30 protein-coding genes are annotated in these 26041 nt (G+C 68.8%); 19 read left to right on the top strand and 11 right to left on the bottom strand.

The annotated features are described in order from the left end of the window. Positions 1-43 precede the first annotated feature (43 nt). The 9 genes from VGN45_RS07970 to VGN45_RS07930 all read left to right on the top strand — a co-directional run bounded on the left by VGN45_RS07970 (position 44) and on the right by VGN45_RS07930 (position 8910). Entirely contained in the window at positions 44-2119 is a 2076-nt protein-coding gene (locus VGN45_RS07970) for a RelA/SpoT family protein (protein WP_414643411.1), read from the top strand. Further along, positions 2116-2889, top strand: a complete 774-nt coding sequence (locus VGN45_RS07965) for an LOG family protein (RefSeq protein ID WP_327461113.1) — start codon at positions 2116-2118, stop codon at positions 2887-2889. The genes VGN45_RS07970 and VGN45_RS07965 overlap by 4 nt, the downstream gene beginning before the upstream one ends. Before the next feature lie 40 nt (positions 2890-2929). Beyond that, positions 2930-3514: an orotate phosphoribosyltransferase gene (gene pyrE, locus VGN45_RS07960; RefSeq protein WP_327461111.1), complete on the top strand. Its 585-nt coding sequence runs from the start codon at positions 2930-2932 to the stop codon at positions 3512-3514. Positions 3515-3523: 9 nt separating this feature from the next. Beyond that, the gene (locus tag VGN45_RS07955; RefSeq protein WP_327461109.1) at positions 3524-4264 is read left to right on the top strand and encodes a pyridoxine 5'-phosphate synthase; all 741 of its coding nucleotides are present in this window, start codon (positions 3524-3526) and stop codon (positions 4262-4264) included. Continuing rightward, positions 4261-4665 (top strand): holo-ACP synthase, encoded by a 405-nt coding sequence (gene acpS / locus VGN45_RS07950; protein ID WP_327461107.1) that lies wholly within the window; start codon positions 4261-4263, stop codon positions 4663-4665. Before VGN45_RS07955 ends, acpS begins: the two co-directional genes overlap by 4 nt. 349 nt (positions 4666-5014) lie before the next feature. After that, complete coding sequence (gene lepB / locus VGN45_RS07945; RefSeq protein WP_327461258.1) at positions 5015-5902, top strand: signal peptidase I; 888 nt, start codon at positions 5015-5017, stop codon at positions 5900-5902. Beyond that, positions 5895-6626 carry a ribonuclease III gene (gene rnc, locus VGN45_RS07940; protein WP_327461105.1) on the top strand — a complete coding sequence of 244 codons (732 nt, stop codon included), beginning with the start codon at positions 5895-5897 and terminating at the stop codon, positions 6624-6626. Before lepB ends, rnc begins: the two co-directional genes overlap by 8 nt. Then, entirely contained in the window at positions 6623-7573 is a 951-nt protein-coding gene (gene era / locus VGN45_RS07935) for a GTPase Era (protein WP_327461102.1), read from the top strand. The genes rnc and era overlap by 4 nt, the downstream gene beginning before the upstream one ends. 134 nt (positions 7574-7707) lie before the next feature. After that, the gene (locus tag VGN45_RS07930; protein WP_327461100.1) at positions 7708-8910 is read left to right on the top strand and encodes a serine hydrolase domain-containing protein; all 1203 of its coding nucleotides are present in this window, start codon (positions 7708-7710) and stop codon (positions 8908-8910) included. Here the strand turns inward: VGN45_RS07930 and VGN45_RS07925 are convergent. Genes VGN45_RS07925 through VGN45_RS07900 form a run of 6 tightly spaced genes read right to left on the bottom strand, consistent with a single transcriptional unit; the run spans position 8907 to position 11764 of the window. After that, positions 8907-9566, bottom strand: a complete 660-nt coding sequence (locus tag VGN45_RS07925) for a dihydrofolate reductase family protein (RefSeq protein WP_327461098.1) — start codon at positions 9564-9566, stop codon at positions 8907-8909. The genes VGN45_RS07930 and VGN45_RS07925 overlap by 4 nt on opposite strands. A gap of 11 nt (positions 9567-9577) precedes the next feature. Then, positions 9578-9967, bottom strand: a complete 390-nt coding sequence (locus VGN45_RS07920; protein WP_327461096.1) for a DUF1801 domain-containing protein — start codon at positions 9965-9967, stop codon at positions 9578-9580. A 1-nt stretch (position 9968) separates the two neighbouring features. Next, positions 9969-10412 carry a VOC family protein gene (locus VGN45_RS07915; RefSeq protein ID WP_327461094.1) on the bottom strand — a complete coding sequence of 148 codons (444 nt, stop codon included), beginning with the start codon at positions 10410-10412 and terminating at the stop codon, positions 9969-9971. A 24-nt stretch (positions 10413-10436) separates the two neighbouring features. After that, positions 10437-10928, bottom strand: coding sequence for an SRPBCC domain-containing protein (locus VGN45_RS07910; RefSeq protein ID WP_327461092.1), 492 nt, complete (start codon positions 10926-10928; stop codon positions 10437-10439). 1 nt (position 10929) lies between these two features. Then, positions 10930-11433, bottom strand: a complete 504-nt coding sequence (locus tag VGN45_RS07905; RefSeq protein WP_327461090.1) for an SRPBCC family protein — start codon at positions 11431-11433, stop codon at positions 10930-10932. Then, on the bottom strand, positions 11417-11764 hold the full coding sequence (locus tag VGN45_RS07900; protein ID WP_327461088.1) for a metalloregulator ArsR/SmtB family transcription factor: 348 nt from the start codon (positions 11762-11764) through the stop codon (positions 11417-11419). Before VGN45_RS07900 ends, VGN45_RS07905 begins: the two co-directional genes overlap by 17 nt. A 127-nt stretch (positions 11765-11891) precedes the next feature. Here VGN45_RS07900 and VGN45_RS07895 point away from each other — a divergent pair, with 127 nt between their 5' ends. Together VGN45_RS07895 and VGN45_RS07890 are read left to right on the top strand one after the other, a co-directional pair. After that, complete coding sequence (locus VGN45_RS07895; protein WP_327461086.1) at positions 11892-12509, top strand: flavodoxin family protein; 618 nt, start codon at positions 11892-11894, stop codon at positions 12507-12509. Positions 12510-12535: 26 nt separating this feature from the next. Beyond that, positions 12536-13000, top strand: a complete 465-nt coding sequence (locus VGN45_RS07890) for a nuclear transport factor 2 family protein (RefSeq protein ID WP_327461084.1) — start codon at positions 12536-12538, stop codon at positions 12998-13000. On the opposite strand, the gene VGN45_RS07885 is transcribed toward VGN45_RS07890, so the two are convergent. Beyond that, positions 12933-13955 (bottom strand): hypothetical protein, encoded by a 1023-nt coding sequence (locus VGN45_RS07885; RefSeq protein WP_327461082.1) that lies wholly within the window; start codon positions 13953-13955, stop codon positions 12933-12935. The genes VGN45_RS07890 and VGN45_RS07885 overlap by 68 nt on opposite strands. Positions 13956-14045: 90 nt before the next feature. On the opposite strand from VGN45_RS07885, the gene recO reads away from it, so the two are divergent. The 3 genes from recO to parC all read left to right on the top strand — a co-directional run bounded on the left by recO (position 14046) and on the right by parC (position 18743). Next, on the top strand, positions 14046-14777 hold the full coding sequence (gene recO, locus VGN45_RS07880) for a DNA repair protein RecO (RefSeq protein ID WP_327461080.1): 732 nt from the start codon (positions 14046-14048) through the stop codon (positions 14775-14777). 84 nt (positions 14778-14861) lie between these two features. After that, positions 14862-16469: a M28 family metallopeptidase gene (locus tag VGN45_RS07875; protein WP_327461079.1), complete on the top strand. Its 1608-nt coding sequence runs from the start codon at positions 14862-14864 to the stop codon at positions 16467-16469. A gap of 72 nt (positions 16470-16541) precedes the next feature. Next, complete coding sequence (gene parC / locus VGN45_RS07870; protein WP_327461077.1) at positions 16542-18743, top strand: DNA topoisomerase IV subunit A; 2202 nt, start codon at positions 16542-16544, stop codon at positions 18741-18743. Positions 18744-18777: 34 nt separating this feature from the next. On the opposite strand, the gene VGN45_RS07865 is transcribed toward parC, so the two are convergent. Together VGN45_RS07865 and VGN45_RS07860 are read right to left on the bottom strand one after the other, a co-directional pair. After that, entirely contained in the window at positions 18778-19512 is a 735-nt protein-coding gene (locus tag VGN45_RS07865) for an arginyltransferase (RefSeq protein WP_327461075.1), read from the bottom strand. A gap of 97 nt (positions 19513-19609) precedes the next feature. After that, entirely contained in the window at positions 19610-20512 is a 903-nt protein-coding gene (locus VGN45_RS07860) for a flagellar motor protein MotB (RefSeq protein WP_327461073.1), read from the bottom strand. A 111-nt stretch (positions 20513-20623) separates the two neighbouring features. Here VGN45_RS07860 and VGN45_RS07855 point away from each other — a divergent pair, with 111 nt between their 5' ends. The 3 genes from VGN45_RS07855 to VGN45_RS07845 are packed head-to-tail and all read left to right on the top strand — an operon-like array spanning position 20624 to position 22520. After that, positions 20624-21133 (top strand): flavin reductase family protein, encoded by a 510-nt coding sequence (locus VGN45_RS07855; RefSeq protein WP_327461071.1) that lies wholly within the window; start codon positions 20624-20626, stop codon positions 21131-21133. Beyond that, positions 21130-22002: an NAD(P)-dependent oxidoreductase gene (locus tag VGN45_RS07850; protein WP_327461069.1), complete on the top strand. Its 873-nt coding sequence runs from the start codon at positions 21130-21132 to the stop codon at positions 22000-22002. The genes VGN45_RS07855 and VGN45_RS07850 overlap by 4 nt, the downstream gene beginning before the upstream one ends. Further along, positions 21945-22520, top strand: coding sequence for a hypothetical protein (locus tag VGN45_RS07845; protein WP_327461067.1), 576 nt, complete (start codon positions 21945-21947; stop codon positions 22518-22520). The genes VGN45_RS07850 and VGN45_RS07845 overlap by 58 nt, the downstream gene beginning before the upstream one ends. 7 nt (positions 22521-22527) lie before the next feature. Here VGN45_RS07845 and VGN45_RS07840 read toward each other — a convergent pair whose 3' ends face one another. Next, complete coding sequence (locus VGN45_RS07840; protein ID WP_327461065.1) at positions 22528-23211, bottom strand: carbonic anhydrase; 684 nt, start codon at positions 23209-23211, stop codon at positions 22528-22530. A gap of 55 nt (positions 23212-23266) precedes the next feature. Beyond that, positions 23267-24271, bottom strand: coding sequence for a porphobilinogen synthase (gene hemB, locus VGN45_RS07835; RefSeq protein ID WP_327461063.1), 1005 nt, complete (start codon positions 24269-24271; stop codon positions 23267-23269). A gap of 231 nt (positions 24272-24502) precedes the next feature. Here hemB and VGN45_RS07830 point away from each other — a divergent pair, with 231 nt between their 5' ends. Together VGN45_RS07830 and VGN45_RS07825 are read left to right on the top strand one after the other, a co-directional pair. After that, positions 24503-25642, top strand: coding sequence for an isobutyryl-CoA dehydrogenase (locus VGN45_RS07830; RefSeq protein WP_327461061.1), 1140 nt, complete (start codon positions 24503-24505; stop codon positions 25640-25642). Continuing rightward, positions 25639-26001 (top strand): hypothetical protein, encoded by a 363-nt coding sequence (locus VGN45_RS07825; RefSeq protein ID WP_327461056.1) that lies wholly within the window; start codon positions 25639-25641, stop codon positions 25999-26001. The genes VGN45_RS07830 and VGN45_RS07825 overlap by 4 nt, the downstream gene beginning before the upstream one ends. Positions 26002-26041 lie beyond the last annotated feature (40 nt).

Genomic DNA, 26041 nt, shown 5'->3' with positions numbered 1-26041 from the left:
GTCGGCGGACGAGACCCTGCTGAACCGGGCCTACGTCTACGCCATGAAGATGCATGGCTCGCAGCTGCGAGCCTCGGGCGATCCCTATTTCGCCCATCCTATCCAGGTCGCCGGCATCCTGACCGACTACAAGCTGGACACGGCGACCATCGTGACGGCCCTGCTGCATGACGTGGTGGAGGACACCACGGCCACCCGCGACGACATCGCCGAGCGGTTCGGCGAGGAAGTCGCCAGCCTGGTCGAAGGCGTCACCAAGCTGAGCCGACTTGAACTTCAAGCCGAGCACACGCGTCAGGCCGAAAACCTGCGCAAGTTCATCCTGGCGATCTCCAAGGACGTGCGCGTCTTGTTGGTCAAGCTGGCGGACCGACTGCACAACATGCGCACGCTTCGGTTCGTGAAGCCGGAGAAGCGCGAGCGCATCAGCCGTGAGACGCTGGAGGTCTATGCGCCGCTGGGCCGGTCCATCGGCATCCACTCCATCGCCCAGGAGCTGGAGGAGCTGTCCTTCGAGCACCTGAACCCCGCGGCCCGAAACGCCCTGCAGCGGCGGCTGGACGCGCTGAAGCTGGAGCACGGCGAGGCGCTGGAGAAGGTCACGCGCGAGGTCGGGGCCGTGCTGGCGGACGCCGACATTCAGGCCCAGGTCGCCGGGCGGCAGAAGACGCCCTATTCGATCTGGCGCAAGCTGCAGCGCAAGTCGGTCGGCTTTTCCGCCCTGTCGGACATCTACGCCTTCCGGGTGATCGTGGACGACGACGCGGACTGCTATGCGGCGCTGGGGGTGATCCACCGCCGCTGGCCGATGGTGCCGGATCGGTTCAAGGACTACATCTCCACCCCGAAATCCAACAACTACAGGTCCTTGCATACGACCGTCGTCGGACCCGGCGGCCTGCGCATCGAGATGCAGATCCGCACCGAGGCGATGGACCGCGTGGCCGAGGACGGGGTGGCGGCGCACTGGGCCTACAAGAACCACGCCTATGGCTTCGACCGCGAGGCGATGGAGAAGGACGGTGGGCGCGACCCGCTGCAGAATCTCCGGCACCTGGTGCAGGTCGTCGAGAGCGGCGAGGGGCACGAGGGCAACGACGACTGGGTCGAGCACGCCAAGCTGGAGATGTACCTTGATCAGGTCTTCGTCTTCACGCCGAAAGGGGCGCTGATCACCCTGCCGCGGGGGGCCATGCCGCTGGACTTCGCCTATGCCGTCCACACCGGCATCGGCGAGACGGCCGTGGGCGTGAAGATCAACGGCGAGCTGAAGCCGATGCGCACGCCTCTGGTGAACGGCGACGTCGTGGAGATCGTGCGCGGCGCCAAGCGCGAGGTGCCGTCCGACTGGCGCAGTTTGACCGTCACGGGCCGAGCCCGTTCGGCGATCCGCCGCAACATCCGCTCCACCGAACGCAGCGAGTATCAGAAGCTGGGCAAGGCCACGCTGGAGCAGACGCTGAGCCGCGTGGGCAAGAACCTGAAGGAGGTCGCCCTGGCCCCCGTGCTGGAGACCCTGGCCATCGCCACGGAGGACGATCTGTTCACCGCCATCGGTCAGGGCCGCGTCTCTCCGGCCAAGGTGGCAGAGACGCTGTTCCCGGCGTTGAAGGGCACGGTGACCTCGGTCAAGGCGCGCAAGCGGATCAGCGACGACGAGGCCCGGCTGTTCGTCAACGGCGGCGGCCTGACGCCGGGAGTCAGCATCCATTTCGGGGCCTGCTGCTCGCCGCTGCCGGGAGACCGGATCGTCGGCATCCTGGAGCCGGGCAAGGGGCTGACCGTCCACACCATCGACTGCAACCGGCTGGCCCAGGTCGCCGACGACGACTCCATTTGGCAGGATCTGCAGTGGACGCCGCGGGCGGAAACCAGCGGCCTGGCCGCCACGCGCCTGCGCACCACCATCCAGAACGCGCCGGGGGTCCTGGGCGCCGTCGCCACGGTGATCGGCGAGGCGGGCGGCAACATCCTGAACCTGAGCATGACGCGTCGGCAGCAGGACTTTTTCGACGTCGACATCGACGTGGAGGTCAAGGACGCCAAGCACGCCACCGGCATCATGGCGGCTCTGCGCACCAATCCGTCGGTCGACACCGTGGAGCGCGTGCGCGGGTGAGGCGACCGCGCAGTCCCAACGAAGCCCAGAAGACCGCGCCGTCCTATCGACTGGCGGCGCTGGATTCCGACTTCATGATGGGCGAGACGATGCGCGGCGTCCGCCTGCAGATTGAATACTCGAAGGCCGAGGAGGCGCTGCACGCCTGGGGCGTGCGCTCGACCATCGTGGTGTTCGGCAGTGCGCGGTCGCGCGACGGCGACTCAGAGCCGCACGGCCGCTGGTACGCGCAGGCGCGGGAGTTCGGACGCATCGCCTCGGAGCGCGGCGGCGCCCTGATCGGGGAGGTGGGCCAGCCGAGAGACAACGTCATCGCCACGGGCGGCGGGCCGGGCGTGATGGAGGCGGCCAATCGCGGCGCCGCCGACGCCGGCGCGCCCTCGGTCGGCTTCAACATCACCCTGCCCACGGAGCAGGAGCCGAACGCCTGGTCCACGCCGGACCTGACGTTCCAGTTCCACTATTTCGCCGTGCGCAAGATGCACCTGGCCATGCGGGCCAACGCCCTGGTGGTGTTTCCGGGCGGGTTCGGCACCTTCGACGAACTGTTTGAGATCCTGACGCTGCGCCGCGTGGGTCGGGCGCCGCCGATCCCGATCGTGCTGGTCGACCACGCCTTCTGGACCTCGGTCCTGAACCTCGACGTGCTGGTGAAGACGGAGATGATCCGGCCGTCGGACCTGGAGCTCTACAGCCACGCCGAGACGGCCGAGGAAATCTGGCAATGCCTGCTGGACGGCGGCCTGAAGCCGCACCAGGTCATCGACTGAACGACTTGGCTTGGCGGTCGAAGCGGAGCAAAGGACCGGCATGACTTCCGAAGACGTGCTGAACGAGTTCCGCGCCGCGGGCGCTCTGCGCGAAGGGCATTTCGTGCTCTCGTCGGGCCTGCACAGCCCCGTCTTCCTGCAGAAGAACCTGGTCTTCATGGACGCCGAGCGCTGCGCCCGTCTGTGCAAGGCGTTGGCGGAGAAGATCACGGCGGCGGTCGGCGGCGTGGACGTGGCCATTTCGCCGGCGGTCGGCGGCATCATCCCAGGCTATGAGACGGCGCGCTGGCTCAAGGTTCCCTCGATGTACGTCGAGCGCGAAGGCGGGGCGTTCAAGCTGCGGCGCGGCTTCCATGTCGAGCCCGGCCAGAAGGTCGTTATGGTCGAGGACATCGTCACCACGGGCCTCAGCTCGCGCGAATGCATCGCCGCCATCCGCACGGTGGGCGGCGACGTGGTCGCAGCGGCCTGCATCGTCGATCGCTCGGGTGGGCGCGCCGATGTGGGCGTTCCCCTGGTCGCGCTGGCGACGCTGGACGTGCCTGCCTATCCGGCCGACTCTCTGCCGTCAGAGTTGGCGGCCCTGCCGGTCGAGGATCCCGGCAGCCGTCGGCTGGCGAAATAGGAGGGCAGCGTGGCCGGACACGCCCGACTCGGCGTCAACATCGACCACGTCGCCACGGTGCGGAACGCGCGCGGGGGCTCGCATCCCGATCCTGTGCGCGCGGCGCGCGAGGCGCTGGCCGCCGGCGCGGACGGGATCACCGCCCATCTGCGCGAGGATCGCCGACATATCACGGACGGCGACATCGCCGCGCTGAGCGACCTGTGCGCCGAGGCGGGCCGCCCGCTGAATCTGGAGATGGCGGTCACGGACGAAATGCTTGCCATCGCCCTTCGACACCGGCCGCACGCCGCTTGCCTGGTGCCGGAACGACGCGAGGAGGTGACGACCGAGGGCGGACTCGCGGTCGCGGGCCATGGGGCCCGGATCGCTCCGGTGGTGAAGGCCCTGGCCGACGCCGGGATTCGCGTTTCCCTGTTCATCGAGCCGAGCCCGACTCAGGTCGAAGCCGCGCATGCGGTCGGGGCGCAGGTCGTGGAGTTCCACACCGGACGCTATTGCCACCTGTCCGGCGACGATCGCGCGGTGGAGTTCGACCGGCTGCAGGCGGCGGCGACGCGGGCCGTCGATCTGGGGCTGGAAGTTCATGCGGGTCATGGCCTGGACTACGCAACCGCCGCCGAAATGATGGCGATCCCGGAGGTGCGCGAGCTGAACATCGGCCATTTCCTGATCGGAGAGGCCGTGTTCGTGGGTCTGGCCGAGGCGATCGGGCGGATGCGGGCGGCGATGGACGGAGCGCCTCGGTGATCGTCGGGGTCGGCGCCGACCTGTGCGACATTCGCCGCATCGAGGAGTCGCTGGATCGCTTCGGCGACCGGTTCAAGCGGCGCTGCTTCACCGAGATCGAGCGCACGCGGTCCGACCGCAAGCCGGACGCGGCCTGGAGCTACGCCAAGCGGTTCGCGGCCAAGGAGGCCTGCGCCAAGGCGCTGGGCACCGGCATGCGGCGCGACGTCTACTGGAAGGACATGGGGGTGGTGAACCTGCCCTCGGGCCGACCGACCCTGGCCCTGACGGGTCCGGCGGCGGAGCACCTAAAGCGGCTGACGCCGGTAGGGCATGAGGCGGTCGTGCACCTGACGCTCAGCGACGAGCATCCCTATGCGCTCGCCTTCGTGGTGATCGAAGCCTTGCCCGTCACAAAATGAGACTATACGCCTGCGACGCCATGAAGACCCGCCGACGCGCGGGCGGGGGACGATCGAGATGAGCGAAGCCGAAAAGCCGCACGAGCCCGACGCGCCGGGCCACGAACCGACTGCCGATCCGCATCCGGAGCCGGATCATGCGCCGTCTGCCGAGGCGCACCCGGGGGAGGCTGAGACCCATCCCGCGGAGGAGGCTCACGACGCGCCTGCGCAAGCGGCCGAGGCCCACTCCGACGATCACGCCGAGCCGGCTTCCGAGCCGCACGCCGAAGACGCCGCGGCAGAGCCCGTCGTCGAGGCCCATCCGGAGCCCGCTCCGGAACCCGTGCCCGTGCCCCCGGCCGAGCCGATGGCGGCAGCCGCAGTGGCGGGCGCGACCGTCGCCGCGGCGTCGGGCCGCGTCGACGCCGCCTCGCCGATCTGGAGCGACCACGGCGACGCCCCCGACCATTCCGGCCCGACCCCGGTCTACAAGCCCCGCAAGGAGAAGAAGAAGTCCGGCGGCGGCGGCAACGAGTTCGTCGAGATCCTGAAGACTGTCGTCTTCGCCCTGCTGATCGCCGTCATCCTGCGGATCGTGCTGTTCCAGCCCTTCACCATTCCGTCGGCGTCGATGGAGCCCAACCTGTATGAGGGCGACTACATCGTCGTGACCAAGTGGTCCTACGGCTATTCGAAGCACGCCATCCCGTTCAGCCCGCCTCTGTTCGAGGGCCGCATCATGGGCAAGGCGCCCCAGCGCGGCGACATCGCGGTGTTCAAGCTGCCGCGGGACGACAAGACCGACTACATCAAGCGCGTCATCGGCCTGCCGGGCGACCGGGTGCAGATGATCGAGGGCACGCTGCACATCAACGGCCAGCCGGTTCGCGACGTGGTGATCAGCAACGAGGCCATCGGCGAGGCCTTCGGGGCCCGCCCGGCGACCCAGCTGCGCGAAACCCTGCCCAACGGCCGCAGCTTCGCCATTCAGGACTTCGGCCCCGGCGGCATGCTGGACTCCACGGCGGTGTTCGAGGTGCCCGAGGGCCACTATTTCATGATGGGCGACAATCGCGACAACTCGGTCGACAGCCGCGACCAGTCTTCGCAGGGAGTCGGTCTGGTGCCGGAAGAGAATCTGATCGGCAAGGCCGAGATCATCCTGTTCTCCTGGTCGCCGGGGGCCTCGCTGGTGAACCCCGTCAGCTGGTTCACCAAGGTGCGGCCCAGCCGCTTCTTCACGGTCCTTGACTGAGGCCCGCGGCCAGAACCGGCGCGCGGAAGCCGTCCGTGAGCTGACCGCGCGCCTGGGTCACGCCTTCGCGCGGCCGGAACTGCTGGAGATCGCCCTGACCCACGCCAGCGTGGGGGAGGGGGCCGAGCGCGACGCCCGCGGGCGGCCCTATGCGCATAACCAGCGGCAGGAGTTCCTGGGCGACCGGGTTCTGGGCCTGCTGGTGGCCGAGAGGCTGATGCGCGACCTGCCCGACGCCGACGAGGGCGAGATGTCGTCGCGGCTGCACGCCCTGGTCGACAAGGCCGCCTGCGCCCGTGCCGCCGAACGGCTGGGCGTCGGGCCGGCCATGCGCCTGTCGGGCGGCGAGGCCAAGCAGGGCGGTCGCCGCCGCGAGGGCGTGCTGGGCGACGCCATGGAGGCGGTGCTGGCCGCCGTCTATCTGGACGGAGGATTGGACGCCGCCCGCGCGGTGTTCGAACGCGCCTGGGCCGAGGAACTGGCCGCGCCGGCGCCGCCCGGCGTCAGCAACCCCAAGTCTGCGCTGCAGGAGTGGTCGCTGGCGCGCGGGCGGGGATTGCCCAGCTATCGGGTGGTCCAGCGGACGGGCACGGACCACGCTCCAACGTTCACCGTCGAGGTCGCGGTTTCCGGCGGGGAGCCCTTGACCGCGCAAGGGCGCTCGCGTCAGGAGGCGGAGAAGGCGGCGGCCGTCGCCCTGTTGTCCCGTGAAGGCGTGATTTGACCGATACCGACCCCCAAACCCGCGCCGGCTTCGCCGCCATCATCGGCGCGCCCAACGCCGGCAAGTCCACCCTGGTGAACCGGCTGGCGGGGTCGAAGGTCTCCATCGTCACGCAAAAGGTGCAGACGACCCGCTTCCCCGTGCGCGGCATCGCCATGCACGGCGACGCCCAGATCGTGCTGGTCGACACGCCCGGCATCTTCAGCCCGCGCCGGCGGCTGGACCGGGCCATGGTCGCCTCGGCCTGGGGCGGGGCGGACGACGCGGACGTGGTGGTGCACCTGATCGACGCGGCGTCGCACATCGCGTCGGAGACGAAGGACGGCTCGGCCGCGGATCGGCGGGGGGCCGAGGACACCGAGACGATCGTCAAGGCCCTGACCGAGGCCGGCAAACAGGTGATCCTGGCGCTGAACAAGATCGACGGCATGCGCCGCGACACGCTTCTGGCGCTGGCGCAGAAGCTGGACGCGACGGGCGCCTATTCCGAAGTCTTCATGATCTCCGCGGCGACCGGAGACGGCGTCGACGACCTGAAGGCGCGTCTGGCCGAGGCGATGCCGCAGGGCCCGTGGCTCTATCCGGAAGACCAGGCCGCGGACGTGCCGATGCGCGTGCTGGCGGCCGAAATCACGCGCGAGAAGGTCTATCTGCGCGTCCACGAAGAACTGCCCTATTCGGCGGCGGTGGAGACCACCGCCTTCGACGACCGGCCGGACGGCTCGGCCCGCATCGAGCAGACGATCTACGTCGAGCGCGACAGCCAGCGCCCGATCGTCCTGGGCAAGGGCGGGCAGACGCTGAAGTGGATCGGCCAGAAGGCGCGCGAGGACCTGACCGAGATCCTCGGCCGTCCCGTGCACCTGTTCCTGACGGTGAAGGTCGATCCGAAGTGGCAGGACAGCCGCGCGCTCTACGCCCAGTTCGGTCTGGACTATGACGCCTGAACGCCTCGGATCCGAACGCCGGGTTTCGAGCGGGACAATAGGGACATTTCCCCCCGAGGACATGCGAGATATCCGCGGGCACAAGGGGGACATTTTCGGACACATGCGGGAAGAGCAGGACAATCCGGGTCGCCATGAGGCGTAGGGGCGCCAACTGGACCGGCATGGTCGTGGCGGCCGCGCTGATCATCGGGAGCCTGGGCCTGATCTGGTGGCAGGCCACGACGCAGACGGCCGTAGAACGGCCGTTCGCCCCGACGCGACCGCCGCTGGCGGTCGTCGAGGATTTGCCCCGTCTGAAGGCGGCACTGGAGGATCAGGCCGCGCGTGGGCGGTTCAGCGGTGCGGTTTTGGTGGCGCGTGGCGACCGCATCCTGTTTCGCCAAGTCCACGGCCCAGCGGATCGGGCGACCGGTGAACCGATTCGGCTGAATTCGCGGTTTCGCCTTGCGTCAATCAGCAAGCAGTTCACCGCCGCCGCGATCCTGCGTCTTCAGGACGAAGGCATGCTGTCGGTCGACGATCCGCTGTGCCGCTGGATCCAGCCGTGCCCGGAGGCGTGGGCGCCGATCCGGCTGCGGCACCTCCTGTCGCACACCGCCGGTGTGCCGGATTTGATGGCGCAGGCGAACTGGGGCCGGCGCCGAGTCGCGCCGACGACGCTGGCCGACCTGACGACGGCGTCGAGCTTCTATCGCCTGCAGTTCGAGCCGGGGACGAAGATTCGCTACTCCAACGCGGGCTACAACCTGCTGGCGGCCGTCGTGGAGGCGGCCAGCGGGATGGAGTTCCACGCCTGGCTGCAGGCCAACTTCTTCACGCCGCTGGGCATGCTCGACACCGGCTATGACGGGTCCGGCACGATCGTCATGGGCTACGCCGACCTCGCCGGCGGGGTGACGCCCCAGCCGAACGCCAACGTCAGCGTCATCACGGGCGCGGGCGCGCTCTATTCGACCGCCGACGACCTGCTGGTCTGGAACCGCGCCTTGCACGGCGGGGGCCTGCTGACGGACCAGAGCTACGCCGACATGATCCGGGACCACGGCCCGGCGGACGCGCCGCCCGAGCGCGGCCGACCGCGCCGGGACTGGGGCTATGGTCTGTTCGCCAACCGGCTGGGGGAGCGGGTGACGCCGGGGTTTCCGGACCGCCAGATCTATCACACCGGCAGCTGGTCGGGTTTTCGCAACATGGTGGCGCATCAGCCGGAGGGCGACGTGACGGTGATCGTCCTGTCGAACAACTATCACCGCCAGCCGGAAGTGTTCCTGATCAGCCAGCAGGCGCTGGCCGAAGCGCTGGGACGGCCGTTCCCGACCGCGCTGCTCCGCTAGCCCTCGCGGCGCATCCGCGCCTGTCGAGCCGTCTCGCGGTCGTTCTGGACCTGGGGAGCGATGGCGGCGACCTCGACGGAGCCTGCGCGGACGTACCGGCTGCAGACCACGCCAGACGGGGAGTGGCGCGTCTCAGACATCCGCCAGGCTGTCGCGCCGACCCCATCGCGGAACAGCCGCTTGCCCTGACCGAGCACGATCGGAAACACCATCAGGGTGATCTCGTCGATCACGTCCGCCGCCAACAGCGCCTGCACCAGCTGGCCGCTGCCCTGGATCAGCAGGTCGCGGTCGCCGGAGCTCTTCAGCCGCCGCACCGCCTCGCCGGCCTCGCCGTCCAGCCGGTGGCTGTTGGCCCAGGTCAGGGGCGTGTCTGGTCCCGCGACGACGAACTTGTCGATGGCGTTGAAGACGCGGCCGATCTCGTCGTCCTGTTCCGGCCAGTGGGCGGCGAAGATCTCATAGGTCTTGCGGCCCAGCAGGAGGTCATAGTCGCGGCCGATCCAGCCCTCCATCATCTCGCCGACCGTCTCATCGAAATGCGGGGCCAGCCAGCCGCCGTAGGGAAAGCCGCCGGTCCAGTCCTCGGTCGGACCGCCGGGGGCCTGCATCACGCCGTCGAGCGTCAGGAAGGTCGACAGTCGAACCTTGCGCATGGAGCGTCTCCTCAGGTCTTGGCGGCCTTGGTCGGGTCGCCGAGCTCGGCGTTCAGGGCGACGCCGGCGCGGACCAGGGCGGTCGCCACGGCGGGGTCCAGGGTCTCGCCCTCGGCCAGGCTGATGGAGGCCATCTCATACTGGCCGCCGGGCTTGAGGCGCGGCTCGGTTTCCCGCAGTCGCTGGCCGCGCCACAGGCCGAACAGCACTCGCTTGCCCTCCGCCCGGATCAGGGCGACCGGGCCGTTCGACAGATAGACGAGGTGGCCCCACTTGATGACCTCCTCCACGCCGCCCGCCGCAAGGGCGGCGGCGCGGAGACGGCGCAGTTCCTCGCCGCGCCAGTCGTCGAAGGAGGCGGCGTAGGCGTCGGGCGTCAGCCCGGGCTTGGCCTTCTCCATGTCAGGCCTGGCCCGGCGTCCAGCCTTGCGACGGATTGGTGTTCACCATCCACGGAATGCCGAACTTGTCGGTCAGGCTGCCGTAGCCCGGCGACCAGAAGGTCTCGGAGAAGTCCATGCCGACCTTGCCGCCCTCGGCCAGGGCGCGGAACACGCGACGGCCTTCCTCGATGTCGTCGGTGTGGAAGGTGACGTCGAAGCCGTTCTTGGGCTTGTCGATGTTGGGCGCCCACTGGGCATCCATGTCGGCCCCCATGATCGCCTGGTCGCCGACCTCCAGCCAGCAGTGCATCAGCCAGTCCTTGTAGTGCGGCGGCACCGGCATGTCCGGCGGGCCGTCGCCATAGGGCATGGCGGCGGTGATCTTGCCGCCCAGCACCTCGGCGTAGAACTCGAATGCGGCTCGGCATTCGCCCTTGAAGCTCAGGCTCGTCACGATCTTCATGGTCGTCTCTCCCTTGATTTGGTTTCAGTCCGGATGGGCGGCCAGCCAGGTCTCCAGCCGATCCAGCGTGGAGTTCCAGCCGTATTCGTGGCCGGTCAGGCTGCGTTCGGACTTCAGGCCCTCGTGGGTGAAGTCCATGCGGGTCCGACCGTCGGCGGTCTCGTGCAGCAGGACGGTGACCAGGGTGTCGGCCGGCGGGCCGTCCTCGTGGCTCTCGTCCCAACGGAAGGTGAAGACCAGCCGCTCGGGCTCCACGATCTCGCGATAGTGGCCGCCCTGCCAGAGATCCTCGCCCGTCTCGACCGAGCGCAGGCAGGCCCGCCATTCGCCGCCGACGCGCAGATCGTTGGTTCCGGAGACCATCGGCCAGTCGACCGGCCCCATCCAGTTCACGCGCATCTCAGGCCGGGTCCAGGCCATCCAGACCAGGGCGCGCGGCGCGGCGAAGGTGCGCGTCAGGTCCAACCGGTGCGGCAGGAGCGTCGGCAACTCGGGCAGGGCTGCGGCGACGGCCATGTCAGAGGGTCTTCACGATCTGGTTCAGCTGATCGGCGACCTGGCCCCAGCCGTCGTGAAAGCCCATCTGCTCGTGCTGCTTCATGGCCTCTTCGGTCCAGTGACTGGCGGTGGCCTTGTAGCGGGTCCTGCCGTCGGCCGTCGGTTCCAGGTCGATGCGGGCCACCATGAAGGGGGCGCCGGCGGGTTTCCAGTTCGGCGTCAGGGCGTCGGTCGAGATGATGCGGCGGTTCTCGACGATTTCGAGGTAGATCCCCGAGTTCGGGAAGCGCTCGCCCTCCGGCCCGTGCATGACGAAGTTGAAACGGCCGCCCGGATGGGGCTCCAGCACCATGTCGCTGATGCTCCAGGGCTTGGGCGCGAACCACTGAGACAGGATCGCGGGGTCGGTGTAGGCGCGGAACACCTTCTCCGGCGGCGCGTCGATCGTGCGCTCCAGAACCAGGTCGAAGGTATGGGCGACGCCGTCTGTGTCGCAGGGGTTGGCTTCAATTTCTTTTCCCATCGTCGTTTCCTTTCTGAATGTTGCGAAGGTATTCTTCCAGGCGGTCGAAGCTCTGGTCCCAGTAGCGGCGGTAGTGTTCGATCCACTCCGCGATGCCTTTCAGCCCCATGGGCTCCAGCTTGGCGGGGCGCCACTGCGCCTCGCGGCCGCGACTGATCAGGCCGGCGCGCTCCAGCACCTTGAGATGCTTCGACACGGCCGCCAGGCTCATGTCGAACGGCTCGGCCAGTTCGTTCACCGAGGCCTCACCTTCGCAAAGGCGCGCCAGGATCGCGCGACGCGTCGGATCGGCGAGGGCGGCGAACTTCTGGCTGAGCGGGTCGGTCGACATGGCGAACCTTCATTGAACTGAGAGGTTGAATACGATCCTGCGACGCCGAAGTCAACCGACTAGTTGAATAAAGTGTCGGAACGCCGACCCACGCTCGCCGTTCGTCCCGCTCAACCCGGAGACTTCCATGCGCGCGCTGATCCTGAACTGCACCCTGAAGCCGTCTCCCGAGCCGTCCAGCACGGAGGCTTTGGCGAAGGTCGTTGCCGCGGAGCTCGAGGAGGGCGGGTCGGAGGTCGAGTTCGTCCGGCTGGTCGATCTGAACATCAAGCCGGGCGTCGAGGCCGACATGGGCGATGGCGACGAGTGGCCCGGCGTGCGCGAGAAGATCCTGGCCGCCGACATCCTGATCATGGCGACGCCGATCTGGTTGGGGCAGGCGTCCAGCGTCTGCATGCGCGCGCTGGAGCGGATGGACGCCTTCTTCTCGGAGACCGACGACGACGGCCGGCCGCATCTGTTCGGCAAGGTCGGCGGCATCGTCATCACCGGCAACGAGGACGGCGCGCACCACATCGTCGGAACCGTCGGTCAGTCGCTGATCGACCTGGGCTTCACCCTTCCGGGGCAGAGCTGGACTTATTGGCACCTGGGTCCGGGCCCCGGCCCGGACTACGTCGAGACGGATCAGGGCCACGACTATTCGGACCGCGTCGGCCGCAACGCCGCGCGCAACATGCTGGCCATCGCGGGCGCGATCTCGAAGACCACCTATCCGGTTCCGGAGAGCGACGAAGAGGACTAGGCTCCGGCGATCGTCCGGAGACCGCCATGTTCGCTTCCCTCGCCGTCGCCCTGCTGCTGCCGTTCGGCGGCGATCCCGAGACCGCGGCGGTGGAGGCGACGATCGACCGCATGCACGCCGCCGCCTCGGCGGCCGACGGCGCCGCCTATTTCGCCCAGTTCACGCCGGAGGCGCGCTTCGTCGGCACCGACGCGACCGAGCACTGGCCGCTGGCGGCGTTCCGCGCCTATGCCGAGCCCTATTTCGCGCGGGGGCGCGGCTGGACCTACGTCCCGCGCGACCGAGTGGTGACGATCGCGCCGATCGACTGCCGCTGCGTCGCCTGGTTCGACGAGAAGCTGACCAACGACAGCTACGGCGATCTGCGGGGTTCGGGCGTGCTGCGCCTGACCGAGGACGGCTGGAAGATCGACCAGTACGTGCTCAGCTTGACCGTACCGAACGATCGAGCGGCGCAGGTCGTTCAGGTGATCGCCGCTCCCGCCGAATGAGGGCGCCGTCGGCCTCGTCCTCGATGACGGCGTCGACCGCCGCATTGGTCCGCCGGTCGATGGCCATCAGCTCGCGCTCGATCTCCAGACCTTCGTCTATCAGCTCCATCGACCGCACGCGGCGCGCCTCGAACTGACGGAACACGCCCTGGCTGCGGAACATGAACATGCCGCCCATCGGCTCCCACGCGCCGCGATTGGCCTGAAGCATGTCGAGGTGCTCGCCGACCAGATCCAGCAGCTCGGCTTGGAGCGCCCAATAACGGGCCAGCAGCGGCGCCTTGTCCTGCGCTCCGACGTCGAAGCGGGCCAGGACGGCCTCCCGCGCCTCGCGGTCCATGACGTTGTCGGCCAGCACCTGGCGCGCGGCGGCGTCGGCGGCGGCCAGCTTGCCGGGCGCGGCCTGGATCAGGTCTTCGGCCAGCTTCAATCGCTCCCGCGCCTCGTCGAAGCCGCCGGCGCGGTCCAGTCCACGGGGGCTGAACGAGCTGCGCCCGGCGGCGAAGTTCAGCTCCCGATGCACGGCGGCATAGGCCCACGCCTGCTTGTTGCGGGAGTCCTGCAGAGCCTCCAGCAGCCGGGCGGCATAGCCCGCGCGATCAGCCTCCATCGTGCGCGCCACGGTCTGCGGCGCGCCGGCCACCAGGGCCAATCCGGCCAGCCCGGCGGCGTAGGCCATGCCGTGCCGGCGGTTGGCGGGCTGAAGGATCACGGCGTTGATCAGGCCGCCCACGGCCGCGGCCATCAGCAAGGAGGTCAGGACCAGCGTGCCGACGGTCGTGACCCAGATGTTCAGGCTGCCGCGGTCGGTGCCGTCTCCGAACGCCTCGACGTCCAGGGCGCCGGACGCCCACCAGGCCGCGCCGGCGACGGCGACGGCTCCGACGACCAGAAACGGCCAGCTGGGCACGCGCGATTGCCACGTGCGACGACGCGAGCCTGAAAACTTGTCCATGACGCAACTCCCCCTTGCGCCAGTAAGCTTCAATGCGCCGGTCGCGGCAAGAGGCTTCCCGTGCGAGGCCCGGGCCCCTAAGCCTCGGGCATGGAGATCACCGACGAGGCCTTCGTGCTGGCGGCCCGGGCGCATGGCGACACGGGCGCCGTCGTCGATCTGCTGACGCGGGAGCATGGGCGTCGTCTGGCCTACGTCGCCGGCGGCGCGTCGCGGCGGATGAAGCCGTTCCTGCAGGCCGGGGCGCGCGTGGAGGTGGAGCTGAGGGCACGCACCTCGGATCAACTGGGTTCGGCACGGCTGGAGCCGGTGGGCGAGGGGCCCAGCGCCCTGTTCGACGACCCTCTGGCGCTGGCGGGCCTCTCGGCGGCCGCGGCGGTGGCGCAGGGGGCCCTGCCGGAACGGGAGGCTCATCCGGGCGCCTTCTTCGCGCTGGAGGCCCTGTCGGGCGTCCTGAGCCTGCCGGACGTCTGGCCCGCGGTCTATGTGCGCTACGAGCTGGGTCTGCTGGAGGAGTTGGGCTTCGGGCTGGATCTCAGCGTCTGCGCCGTATCGGGCAGTCGGGACTACCTGACCTGGGTCAGCCCACGCACGGGACGCGCCGTGTCGATGAGCGCGGGCGCGCCCTACATGGATCGCCTGCTGCGGTTGCCGCCTTTCCTGCTGGGCGCCCAGGCGGGGCTGGGGGAGGGCGACGTCCGCGCCGGGCTGGACCTGTCCGGACATTTCCTGACGCGCTGCGTGTTCGATCCGCTGAACCGCCCGTTGCCCGAGGCGCGAGACCGGATGATCGAACGCCTGTGGGCCGCCGGGCTGGCTTGATGACCGAAACGTAATCCGGGCGCGCGTGACTTCGCCGCGGCCGCGATGTTAGCTGCGGCGCATCGAGATCGGGGATACCTCACCATGTTCAAGCGCGTCTTCGTCGCCGGCCTGTCGGCCCTCCTGCTGGCGGGCGCGTCGTCCGCCGCGATGGCACAGAACGTCGACGCCCAACTGGGCGACCGGATGAAGGGCCACATCACCTATTTGGCGTCCGACGAGCTGGAGGGCCGCGACACCGGCTCGGCCGGTCACATCCTGGCCGCCGAATACGTCGAGCGCCACTATGCCGAGTTCGGCCTGAAGCCGTTGGGCAACGCCGAGCGCACCAGCTGGCGCCAGCCGATCACCTTCGCGAACATCACGACCACCGGCGGCACGATGCGGGTCGGCGACCAGGTCTTCAACCAGGCCGAACACGCCGCCCTGTACAGCACCGTGATCGGCGACCAGACCTTCGACGCAGAGATGGTCTTCGTCGGACACGGCGTGGTCGCCCCGACCGAGGGCATCGACGACTATGCCGGGCTGGACGTGCGCGGAAAGGTCGTCGTGGTGCTCTACGACATGCCCCAGGGCCTGCCCAGCGAGCTGAGCGCCCACATCCAGTCGTCCAAGGCCACGACGGCGGCCGAGCGCGGCGCGATCGGCGTGCTCACCCTGCTGCCGGCTCAGGCGCGACCCGCGCCCTGGGCCTATCTGATGACCTTCCTGGGCGAACCCCAGATGAAGTGGACCGACGCGCAGGGCCGCCCGCAATCCGACGCCAAGGGGCTGCAGTTCGAAGGCTACCTGTCGACGGCGATGACCGACGCCCTGTTCGTCGGCGCCCCGATGTCGGCGCAGGAGGTCCAGACCAAGGGCGCGACCGAGCGGGTCGAGGGCTTCGCCCTGCCGGGTCGCATGAGCGGTTCCATCTCGACTTCGGCCGAGATGATCGAAAGCCCGAACGTGGTCGGCGTGCTGGAGGGTTCGGATCCCGAACTGAAGAACGAATACGTCGTGGTCCTTGGCCACCTTGACCATGAGGGCGTCGATCCGGAGCAGGAAGGCGACGACAAGATCTTCAACGGCGCCATGGACAACGCGTCGGGCATCGCGACGATGATCGAGGTGGCGCGCGAGCTGTCGAAGAACCCCCCGAAGCGTTCGGTGATCTTCCTGGCCGTTACCGGCGAGGAGAAGGGCCTCCTGGGCTCCAGCTTCTTCGCCGCCAACCCGACCGTGCCGCTGGAGAACATCGTCGCGGCGGTGAACCTGGACATGCCGATCCTGACCTACGCCTTCGAGGATCTGGTGGCCTTCGGCGCGGAGCATTCGACGCTGGGCGTGGTGGTGAAGGAAGCCACGGAAGCTGTGGGCGTGGGGCTGACGCCCGATCCGACGCCGGAAGAGGCCTTCTTCGTCCGCTCCGACCACTATGAGTTCGTGAAGGCGGGCGTGCCGTCGGTCTATCTGGACCCAGGTCCGGCCGGTCCGGGCGAGGTGGCCAGCGCCGACTTCCTGGAAAACCACTATCATAAGGTCTCCGACGAGATCGATCTGCCGTTCGACTGGAACGCCGCGGCCCGGTTCGCCGTGGTCAATACCTCGATCGCCCGTACGATCGCGAACGGCGAGCGGCCCCTCTGGTACGCCGACAGCCCGTTCGCCTCGCCGGACCGTCCGACGGCGCAGCGTCCCGCCAACTGATCCACAGCGCGGACTGAGACCATCGGGGAGCGGGGCGCTAGACTGGCGCTCCGCTTCTTGATTCTGGACAGCATGACCATTCACGCCCCGCCGCCGGAAGGCGGCCGCATCGTCGAAGAGCCCATGAGCGAGGCGCTGAGCCGGCGCTACCTGGCCTATGCGCTGTCGACGATCACCAACCGCGCCCTGCCGGACGTGCGCGACGGCTTCAAGCCGGTGCACCGCCGCATCCTGTACGCCATGCACCAGATGCGGCTGAACCCGCAGGCGGCGGCCCGCAAGTGCGCCAAGGTCGTGGGCGAGGTGATGGGCGGCTATCACCCGCACGGCGACGCTTCGATCTATGACGCCCTGGTCCGCCTGGCCCAGGACTTCGCTCAGCGGTACCCACTGGTCGACGGGCAGGGGAACTTCGGCAACATCGACGGCGACAACGCCGCGGCCATGCGGTACACCGAGTGCAAGTTGACGCCGGCCGCAACCCTGATGCTGCAGGGCATCGACCAGAACGCCGTCGACTTCCGTCCCACCTATGACGACCAGGACACCGAGCCGGTCGTGCTGCCGGCGGGGTTCCCGAACCTGCTGGCCAACGGCTCGTCGGGCATCGCCGTGGGCATGGCGACGTCGATCCCGCCGCACAACGCCGTCGAGCTGATCGACGCCTGCCAGGAATTGCTGAAGCGGCCTGAGACGACGACGGAAGAGCTGGTCGCTCTCGTATCCGGCCCGGACTTCCCGACCGGCGGCGTGGCCGTGGAAGGGCACGCCGGCCTATTGGAAGCTTATGAAACCGGCCGTGGCGGCGTGCGACTGCGCGCGCGTTGGGAGACGGAGGACCTGGGCCGCGGCATGTGGCGCATCGTCGTCACCGAGGTGCCCTATCAGATCCAGAAGGGCCGGCTGATCGAGCAGCTGGCCGACCTGATCGAGCAGAAGAAGTCGCCGCTGCTGGCCGACGTGCGCGACGAGTCGGCCGAGGACGTGCGGATCGTACTGGAGCCCAAGAGCCGCACGGTGACGCCCGACGTGATGATGGAGAGCCTGTTCCGCCTGTCGGACCTGGAAATCCGCTTTCCCATCAACATGACCGTGCTGGACGCCGACGGCACGCCGCGGGTCATGGGCCTGAAACAGTGTCTGGTCGCCTTCCTGGATCACCGGCGCGAGGTGCTGCTGCGCCGCTCGCGCTGGCGGGCGGACAAGATCGAGGCGCGGCTGCACCTGCTGGAAGGCCTGAGGATCGTCTTCCTGAACCTGGACGAGGTCATCCGCATCGTGCGCGAGGAGGAGACGCCGAAGGCCGTGCTGATCGCGCGTTTCGGCCTGAGCGAGGTCCAGGCGGACTACGTCCTCGACACCCGTCTGCGCCAGTTGGCGCGGATCGAGGAGATGGCGATAGAGAATGAGTTCAAGGAGTTGTCGGAAGAACTGGCCGGGCTGAACGAGATGTTCGCCTCGCCGGCCAAGCAGACGAAGTTGCTGGCCGTGGGCTTGGCGGACGTCCGCAAGGCGCTGGTCTCGCCGCGCCGCACGACCATCGCCGAGGCCGTCGACGTCTCGGCCCCGCCGCCGATCGACGCCTTCGTGCCGCGCGAGGCGATCACGGTCATCCTGTCCGAACGCGGCTGGATCCGCGCCGCCAAGGGCAAGGTCGAGGATCCGTCCGAGTTGAAATTCAAGGAAGGCGACGCCCTGGCCTTTTTGGTTCCGGCGTTCACGACCGACAGGCTGCTTGTGGCGGCGTCCGACGGGCGCATCTTCACGGTCGGCGCCGACAAGCTGGCGTCCGGGCGCGGGCACGGCGAGCCGCTGCGTCTGATGATCGACCTGGACGAGAATGCCGACATCGTGAACCTGCTGGCGCACCGGCCCGGCGGCAAGTTGCTGGTGGCGTCTAAGGCCGGCTACGGCTTCGTCGCGCCGGAAGATGAGTTGCTGGCCCAAAAGCGCGGCGGGAAACAGGTGCTGAACGGCGAGATGCTGGCCGCGATCCGCGTGGCGGGCGACCACGTCGCCACCATCGGAGACAACATCAAGGCCTTGGTCTTCCCCCTTGAAGAACTTCCGGAAATGGGGCGCGGCAAGGGCGTGAGGCTGCAGAACTTCAAACAAGGCGGCCTGGCCGACGTGACGGTCTTCGATGGCGCGCACGGTCCGGAATGGGTCGACGGCGGCGGCCGTCGCCGCAACTGGCCGGACTGGAAGGACTGGCTGGGCAAGCGCGCCCAGGCGGGCCGCCAGGGTCCGCGGGGACTCAGGAAGTTTCGGTGAACTTTCCTTCTCCCCCGGGGGAGAAGGAAACGTATCAGTCCAGCGGCGCCCAGCCCAGTTTGGTCAGAGCCTCCAGCGGGCGGAAGCGCGCCTTGTAGTCCATGGCGCGCGACCCCTCGACCCAGTAGCCGAGGTAGACGAAGGGCAAGCTGAGGGCTTGGGCCTGAACCACGTGATCCAGCACGGCGAAGACGCCGAGCCCACGTCTCTCTTCGTCCGGCTCGAAGAAGCTGTAGACCATCGACAGGCCGTCCGAGAGCACGTCCGTCAGGGCCACGCCCATCAGCCTTCCGGGCCCGCCGTCGATCGAGGGCAGGCGATACTCGACCAGATGGGTCCGCACGGCCGTGTCCTCGACCATGGCGACGTAGTCCAGCCAGCCCATGTCGCGCATGCCGCCGACGGGATGCCGGGCCAGCAGATAGCGGCGCAGCAGGTCGAACTGCTCGACCGTCGCCTCCGCCTCGACGAAGTGGCGGACCAGGTCGCCGTTGCGGCGAAGCACGCGCCGACGGCCCTTCGACAGGTCGAAGCCGTCCAGCGGGATGCGCACCGACACGCAGGCGTCGCAGGCGTCGCAGGCCGGGCGATAGGCTATGTTCTGGCTGCGCCGGAACCCGGCCTGCGTCAGCTCGTCGTTGACCCAGGCGCCGTCCGAAAAGGGCAGGTTGGCGAACACCTTCCGCTCGGTCCGGCCCGGCAGATAGGGGCAGGGCGCCGTCGCCGTCATGTAGAACCGCAGCTGACGACGCGGGAGGTGCTGGGTCACGGCAGGGTCCGCGAGCGAAGGCGGGAGTCGACGTCCATGCCCCAATCTGACCCGCCGCGCGCGGCGCCCGCAAGGCGTTTCGCGCGGCGACGTGGGGTCACAGGCTGGTGTCCTGCGGCAGAACCGGCGCCTCTCTCAGCAACACGATCGAGATGCGGCGATTGCCCGCCAGGCTGGGATCGTCGGGATAGAGCGGATCTGAACCGGCCTTGCCGGTCACGGAGTAGACGCGGTCCGGATCGACGCCGGCGGCCTGGAGGATTAGGCGCGACGCGTCGGCCCGCTGGGCCGACAGCTGCCAGTCGCCCGGCGCACTGGCGCGGCTGGATCCCGCCACGGCGCTGGTGTGGCCGGTGATGGAAATGCGGTTAGGCAACTGCACGATGACCTTGGCCACCGCACGGAGCAGCAGCTGGGCCCGTGCGTTCGGCCGGGCGGAGTTCTGCTCGAACATGGACCGGCCCTCCTGATCCACGATCTGGATGCGCAGACCCTCGGGCGTCTGGTCGATGATCAGCTGTTTCGACAGCTCCGCCAGTTCCGGCATGGACTGCATCGCCTGGCGCAGCGAGGCGGCCGCAGACGCGAACTCGGCGGCCTCGCGCCGGGCGATCTCGTCGCGAAGCTCCTCCTCGCTGGCGGCGGCCAGATTGGAGTTCTGACCCACCTCCTGCGGCGCGTCCGGCGGCGCCTCGGGCGCCAGTTCGGTGATGACCGACATCGAGCCGGAACTCTTGGCCCCGTCGTCGCCCAGGGACGTCCCGCCAAGAATGCCGCCTGAGCCCGACGTCGTGGCCGAGACGCTGGCGGGCGCGAAATATTCCGCAATGCCGCGCTTCTGCTCCGGATCGGTCGTGTTGATCAGCCACATCAGCAGGAAGAAGGCCATCATGGCGGTCACGAAATCGGCGTAGGCCACCTTCCACGCGCCACCGTGGTGGCCGTGGCCGGCGACTTTTTTGACCTTCTTGATCAGGATGGGACGGTCGCTGACGGACATGGATTTCCAGCACGGACGGAGAGTCGCGGGGCAGGATCGGGGAAACAGGGTTAAGGGGCCCTTATCCCGAGCCGGCTTTCGCCGCGCGGCGAAGATAGCTAGGTGCGACGGATGAGCCTCGAACCCGTGCCCGACGACCTGGTCGCCGCCTCGCGCGCCTATCGCCGCACGCTGGGGACGTTCGCGACGGGGGTCTGCGTCATGACGGCCTGGACGCCCGATGGCGGCGTCGGACTGACCGCCAACTCCTTCGCCTCGGTGTCGCTGGATCCGAGGCTGATCCTGTGGTCGATCGCCCACGACGCCGAACGCCACGCCGCCTTCGCCTCGGCCGAACGGTTCGGCGTGCATGTGCTGGGGGCCGACGACCGCGCCCGCGCCGAACGGTTCGCCTTCGGAGAGCCGAGGCTGGCCCCAGACGATCTGACCGACGCCCACGGGGCGCCCCGGCTGCGCGACGTGCTGGCGCGGCTGGAGTGCCTGACCCACGAGCGACACGAGGTCGGGGACCACACCGTCATCATCGGGCGCGTCGTGGAGTTTCAGGGCGAACCGGGGCCGGCCCTGACCTATTTCCGCGGCGGCTTCGGCCGTCTGGGCGTCGAGGGGGAACAGGCGTGAAGATCGGTTTCGTCGGACTGGGCGTCATGGGCGCCCCGATGGCCGGGCATCTCTTGCGGGCCGGGCATGAGGTGGTCGGATTCAACCGCTCGCCGGAAAAGGCCGTGCGCTGGGCGAAGAACGCCGGGGGGCGCGTGGCGGCGTCCGTGGGCGAGGCGGCGGCCAGCGCGGACCTGCTGATCCTTTGCGTCGGCAATGACGACGACGTGCGGGCTACGGTGACCGCCGGGCTGGAAGCGACGGCGGCCGGTGCGACGGTGATCGACCACACGACGACCTCGGCCGTAGTGGCGCGAGAGATGGCGGAATTGGCCGCGACGGGGGGCCGCCGCTTTCTGGACGCGCCGGTCTCGGGCGGGCAGGCGGGGGCGGAGGCGGGCAAGCTCAGCGTCATGGTCGGAGGCGACGCCGCAGCCCTGGAGCGGGCGCGCCCGGCGCTGGAGGCCTATTCGAAGTCGATCCGGCACATGGGGCCGGCCGGGGCGGGCCAACTGACCAAGATGGTCAACCAGATCTGCATCGCCGGCGTGGTGCAGGGGCTGGCCGAGGCCGTGCAGTTCACCGAGCGCGCCGGGCTGGATCCGGAGGCGGTCCTGGGCGCGATCTCCCAGGGCGCGGCACAAAGCTGGCAGATGGACAATCGCTGGGCGACCATGAGCCGGGGCGAGTTCGACTTCGGCTTCGCCGTCGACTGGATGCGCAAGGATCTGGGCCTCGTGCTGGATGAGGCGCGACGGAACGGCGGCACGCTTGCGCTGACCGCCCTGGTCGATCAGTTCTACGCCGAGGTGCAGGCGATGGGGGGATCGCGATGGGACACGTCGAGCCTGGCGGCGCGGCTGAAGACGCCGCCGGCCCCGCGCGGCTGAAGCTGCGCCTCAGCGCGGCGGAAATTCTGGCCGACAGTCGATTGTGGGCCCTCTGGCGCGACCTGATCACCCTTTATCCCGCCTGGCGCTCGCTGCTGGAATCGATGCGCCCGTTCGGACTGTTCCAGTCCGAGAACCAGATGTTCCGGTTCGACGTGATCCAGGGCTTGCGCGCCATGGGCGTGTCGCGCCGGGTTCTGACCCGACTGGAGACCGTCGACGACGCCATGCTGGACGGCGTCATCGCCCTGGGCGAGGTGAACGTGAAACGCCAGGAGCATTTCTTCCGCAGCGTGATTCTGGCCTACGTCACCGTGCCGCTGACGATCGGCGCGATCTGGGCCCAGCTGTCGCCGGAAGGCATCTCGGCCTTCATGGCCGGGGAGGGGGCGCAGCCGGCGTTCGCGGGCGGCATTGCGGGCCTCGCCACCATCGTGGCCGTCCGATTCGCGGCCGACTGGCGCGCCCGCGCGTTTCTGAGCCTGCTGCAGATGGCGCGGATAGAGCGACAGGCTTAGGCGAGGCTCAGTCGAGGAAGGTGACCTGGCCGCTGCCCAGCGCCATCACGGCCGGCACGATTCTGAGGCGCTGCGAAGATACGGCGGGGGCCAGACTGGTTTCCTGGGCCAACCGAGCCGCCACGCGGTGTGCATTGGCTTCCACCGGGTCGCCGCCGGCAGCACGCGCGGAGATGACGGCGGGCAGAATGGGCGTGAGCATGGCCTCCAGCGCCGGATCGGGGGGAGCCCCATCGACCACGGCCCCGGCGGCGGCCACGGCGCCGCAGCCTGTGTGGCCGAGAACCACGACCAAAGGCGCCTTCAGATGTTCGACGGCATAGGTGATCGAGGCCAGCCCACGCTCGTCCACGGTATTTCCAGCCACGCGTACGACGAACAACCGGCCGAACCCCTGGCCGAACAGCAACTCAGGCGAGGTGCGGCTGTCGGCGCATCCGACCACCACGGCGACGGGACTCTGACCCGCTTCCAGCGGCGCGAGATCGGCGGCGGAGACGGTCGCGGGCTCTCCCCGCAGGAAGGCCGCGTTGCCGTCTCGCAACTGCTGAAGCGCCAGATCGGGCGTCACGGGCCCGGCCGCCGCGATCTCGGCGGTCGGAGCCGCAGTGACGGGCGCCTCACCGGTCGGCGCGGAGGGCTCGACCGAGGGCGCAGCGCCGCCGGATTTCTTCTTTGCGAACCCGAACATGCGCATCCCCTTGAGTTCAGAGCGAGCGCCGTCATCCCAGCGGCGAGCTGAGGCGTCAAGCGCCGAGCAGGCGAGCCGCCTGGGGCGCGAAGTAGGTCAGGACCCCCGCGGCCCCCGCGCGCTTGAAGGCGTGCAGGCTTTCCAGGATGGCGCGTTCCTCGTCCAGCCAGCCGTTCGCGGCAGAGGCCTTCATCATCGCGTATTCGCCGGACACCTGGTAGGCGAAGGTCGGGATCCTGAAGGTCTCGGACACGCGCCGGACGATGTCGAGATACAGCATACCCGGCTTGACCATCACGGCGTCGGCGCCTTCGGACAGGTCCATGGCCACCTCGCGCAGGGCCTCGTCGGTGTTGGCGAAGTCCATCTGATACGTCTTCTTGTCGCCCGTCAGCGCCTTTGCCGAACCGACGGCGTCCCGATAGGGGCCGTAAAAGGCCGAAGCGTATTTTGCGGCGTACGACAGGATCAGAACATCCTGAAATCCATTGGCTTCCAGTGCCTCCCGGATCGCCTGGACCCGGCCGTCCATCATGTCGGACGGCGCCACGACGTCGGCGCCGGCGTGGGCGTGGATGAAGGCCTGCTCGGCCAGCCGCTCCAGCGTCGGATCGTTGACGACGCGGCCGTCCTCCAGCACTCCGTCGTGGCCGTGGTCGGTGTAGCAGTCCAGCGCCACGTCGGTGATCACGCCGATCTCCGGCGACGCGTCCTTGATGGCCTTGATGCAGTCGGGGACCAGACCGTCGGGGTCGGTCGCGCCCGTGCCGACGCCGTCCTTGATCGACGGATCGACGTTTGGGAACAGGGCGACGGCCGGGATGCCCAGGTCGCGCGCCTCCTTCGCGGCCGACGCGGCGGCCTTGGGCGACAGGCGGAAGACGCCGGGCATGGACGGCACCGGCACGCGGTCGTCGGGGCCGTCATGCACGATGAGCGGCCAGACCAGGTCGGCGGGCGTCAGTACGGTCTCGGCGACCAGGCGCCGCACCCACGGACTGGCGCGCAGGCGACGCGGGCGGGCGAAGGGGAAGGCGGCGGGCTGGAACGGCACGGTCATGGAAGATGCATAGTCCGAAGCGGGCGGCGGGGAAATCCTGCGAGAGGCCGGATCGACGGCCCCGGAAAAACCAAGTCCAAGCGGTCCAAACAGTCCAGCGAGTCCAACCGGAATGGCCATGCACGGGAGTGAAGCATGCGCCTGCGTCAGGTGCGGACGTGACGGGGGGACCTGCGGACGATAGAAGCGCGCCGACGGCCCGGGCAGAGGCCGAAGGCTTTGGGAGCAGACATGGACTTCGCCCTCACCGACGACCAGCGCGCCATTCAGGACGCGGCGCGCGCCTTCGCCGAGGCCGAACTGGCCCCGCATTCGGCCGAGTGGGACGAGACCAAGCATTTCCCCGTCGACGTCATGCGGCAGGCGGCCGAGATGGGCTTCGCCGCCATCTATGCGGGCGAGGAGCACGGCGGCATGGCGCTGGGCCGGGTCGAGGCGGCGGTGATCTTCGAGGAGCTGTCGCGCGGCGACGTGTCTACGGCGGCCTTCATCTCGATCCACAACATGGCGACGTGGATGATCGACGGCTTCGGCTCCGACGACCTGCGCGCCCGTTACGTGCCGCAGCTGACGACGATGGAGAAGATCGCCAGCTATTGCCTGACCGAGCCGGGCTCGGGCTCCGACGCCGCGGCGATGCGCACCACGGCGACGCGCGAAGGCGACACTTACGTGCTGAACGGGTCGAAGGCCTTCATCTCCGGCGCGGGGACCAGCGACGTCTATGTGGTGATGGCGCGGACGGGGGAGGCGGGGCCGAAGGGGATTTCCGCCTTCGTCGTCGATCTGGGCACGCCCGGCCTGTCGTTCGGAGCTCAGGAGAAGAAGATGGGCTGGAACAGCCAGCCCACGGCCATCGTCAGCTTCGACGACTGCCGCATCCCGGCGGCCAACCTGCTGGGCAAGGAGGGCGATGGCTTCCGCTACGCCATGATGGGGCTGGACGGCGGGCGGCTGAACATCGCCGCATGCTCGCTGGGCGGGGCGCGGCTGGCGCTGGAGACGGCGCAGGACTACGTCGCCACGCGAAAGCAGTTCGGCAAGGCGTTGAACGAGTTTCAGAACATCCAGTTCAAGCTGGCCGACATGGCGACCCAGCTGGAGGCCTGCCGCCTGCTGGTCCTGCGCGGCGCCTGGGCCATCGACACGGGCCATCCCGAGAAGACCAAATGGTGCGCCATGGCCAAGCGCATGACCACGGACCTGTGCTTCGAGATCGCCGACGAGGCCCTGCAGATGCACGGCGGCTATGGCTATCTGAAGGACTATCCATTGGAGCGCATCGTCCGCGACCTGCGGGTGCATCGCATCCTGGAAGGCACCAACGAGATCATGCGCGTCATCACGGCGCGGGAGATGATGCGGCAATGAAGAGTGGCTTCTACAGCCTGTTTCAGGCAGGCGGCGATCAGGATCCCGACGACGGTGAGGCCTATGGGCTGGCCATCCTCGCGCATTTCAAGGACGGGCGGTTCGTCGGGGTCGATCAGGGCGGCTGCAAGGTTTCCGGCGAGTACGAGTTCGACTCTGACGACCGGGTCGCAATGCGGTTGATCTACGACTTCAAGGCGGGCAGCCAGATGCCGGACGGCTCCACACTGGTCGCCGACCAGCGGCTGGAGGCCGATCTGTTGCTGGCCCCCGGCGCGGCAGAAGGAGAGCCGCAGCCGATCGACATCGGCCTGGGCCCGATGTTCATCCGACTGAACTGGCTGGCTGGCCCCGTATAGGGACCTAAATCCCTCGTCAGGTTCCGACGGCATACGGCGA

The organism is Brevundimonas sp., from assembly GCF_035999125.1.
Classification (GTDB): Bacteria; Pseudomonadota; Alphaproteobacteria; order Caulobacterales; family Caulobacteraceae; genus Brevundimonas.
This window is presented reverse-complemented; position numbering and strand designations above follow the sequence as displayed.